The 1,696-nt window shown below is 61.3% G+C and carries 1 protein-coding gene and 1 pseudogene; both read left to right on the forward strand.

Annotation, left to right across the window (positions count from 1 at the left end; translation table 11 throughout):
- A pseudogene (locus NP596_RS21225) lies at positions 1-532 on the forward strand (methylenetetrahydrofolate dehydrogenase); the annotation flags it as partial.
- Between the two features lie 41 nt (positions 533-573).
- The coding region (locus tag NP596_RS21230) for a glycerate kinase type-2 family protein (RefSeq protein ID WP_371927998.1) at positions 574-1,696 on the forward strand (1,123 nt) is incomplete at its 3' end.

The raw sequence follows: 1,696 nt of genomic DNA on the forward strand, positions 1-1,696 counted from the left end.
CGCCACCGGCACCGGCCTGGCCGGTAAAAAAGCCGTGGTTTTGGCCGGCACCGGCCCGGTGGGCCAACGCGCCGCCGCCATGATGGCGCTGGAAGGCGCCGAAGTCAGCATTACCTCCCGGCATATCTTCAATGCCGAAAAAGCCTGTTTCGCCATGAAGGAGCGCTTCAACGTGGACTTAACCCCGGTCGAAGCGGCGGATTTGGAGGCCAGGGCCGCCGCCATACAGGACGCCAATATCGTGCTGGCCACCGGCGCCGCCGGCGTCGAACTGCTGAAACCGGAACACTGGCAACGCATCCCGCATCTGGAAGTATTGGCCGACGCCAACGCCACCCCGCCGGTCGGCATAGGCGGTACCGACGTGATGGACAAGGGCAAACTCCGCCACGGCAAGGTCATCTGGGGCGCCATCGGTTTCGGCACCTTAAAACTGGCGTTGCACAGGGCGTGCATCGCCAAGTTGTTTACCGACAATAAACAGGTGCTGGATGCCGAGATTATTTTCCAACTCGCCAAACTAATGGCTTAAATCCAGCGCTATCCCGATTAATGGCTCACACGGCGGCAGCTTTGCGTGAACATTGTCTGGCGCTTTTTCAGGCCGGGATTACCGCCGCCGACCCGCAAGCCGCGGTCGGGCAATGCTTGGCTTTCGACGGCGATCGTTTACAAATACGTTTGGCACCGACCTCCGACCAATGCCGTAGCGGCGAATGGCAAAAACTTCATCTTATCGCCTTCGGCAAAGCCGCTTGCGCGATGGCAAACGCTGCCCGCCAAGCGATTCCCGCCCATAAACTGGCCGGCCCCGGCATTGCGGTAACCACCTACGAAAACGCCAAAGCCGTCGAGGGGTTCGAGGTGCTAGCCGCCGGCCATCCCCTGCCCGACCAAAACGGCCTGCATGCCGCGCAAAAAATCGCCGAGCGCATCCAAACCGTTTCCGCCGACGAACTGGTGCTGGTATTGATATCGGGCGGCGGCTCGGCATTAGTGCCCTACCCGGTTGACGGCATCAGCCTGGCCGATAAAATCGCCGCCACCCAATTGTTGCTGGCTTGCGGCGCCGACATCAATCAAGTCAATTGCGTGCGCAAGCATTTGTCCCGCCTCAAGGGCGGCGGCCTGGCCCGCCTGGCGGCACCGGCCGACTTGCATGCCTTGATTCTGTCCGACGTGTTGGGCGACGATTTAAGCAGCATCGCCAGCGGCCCAACCGTGGCCGACGCTACTTCATTTGCCGACGCCATAGCGGTTTTTAACGGCAAACGGGTTTGGGGTAAAGTGCCGGCCGCGGTCAAGGACTATCTCGAACAAGGGGCGGCCGGTCTAAAACCCGAAACGGCCAAACCCGGTGATCCCCTGTTAAAGCCTTGCTCGCACACCCTGGTGGGCAGCAACACCATCAGCGTTTCAGCCGTCGTGCTGACTGCCCAAAAGCTAGGCCATCAAACCCGGATCTACAGCGAACACTTGTGCGGCGAAGCCCGCGAAGCGGCGGAACAATGGGTTATCGATGCTAACGGCATGCTCGGCAAAGGCCTTAGCCGAGCCACCGCGATGATTGCCGGCGGCGAAACCACGGTTACCTTGACCGGCACCGGCACCGGCGGCCGCAATCAGGAAATGGCGTTGGCCTTTGCCCTGGCGGCCGAACGCCATGGCCTGCCCTGCCTCTGGACTTTCCTGAGCG

It is taken from the genome of Methylomonas rivi (assembly GCF_024505165.1).
In the GTDB taxonomy this organism is placed as follows: domain Bacteria; phylum Pseudomonadota; class Gammaproteobacteria; order Methylococcales; family Methylomonadaceae; genus Methylomonas; species Methylomonas rivi.